Origin of the sequence: Bartonella sp. AA2SXKL (assembly GCF_042197205.1) — a bacterium.
Lineage (GTDB): Bacteria > Pseudomonadota > Alphaproteobacteria > Rhizobiales > Rhizobiaceae > Bartonella.
Genome location: NZ_JBHIRN010000272.1, coordinates 1 through 250, shown reverse-complemented (window position 1 = coordinate 250; position 250 = coordinate 1). Strand labels below are relative to the sequence as shown.

Annotated in this window: 1 protein-coding gene; it reads left to right on the top strand. The window is 41.6% G+C overall.

Annotation, left to right across the window (positions count from 1 at the left end):
• Positions 1 to 9: 9 nt before the first annotated feature.
• On the top strand, positions 10 to 250 hold a 241-nt coding region (locus ACFINS_RS11185), incomplete at its 3' end, for a substrate-binding domain-containing protein (RefSeq protein ID WP_375706311.1).

Sequence of the window (250 nt, the reverse complement as noted above, 5' to 3'; positions counted from 1 at the left end):
TCCGGTGGAGTGGGAGTGATTTTTGCAGTTTTGTTTTCAGTGAATGTTGGAAATGCACGCGATCAAATTCAGATAACTGGTTCGTCTACCGTTTTACCGTATCAAAAAATTGTTGCTGAGATATTTGGAGAAATTTACCCTCATTTTAAGATTCCAGTTATCGAATCGGGTGGAACGGGGGGTGGTATTAAGGAATTTTGCCGTGGCATTGGGGAGAATGCAATTGATATTGTGAATGCTTCACGGGCAA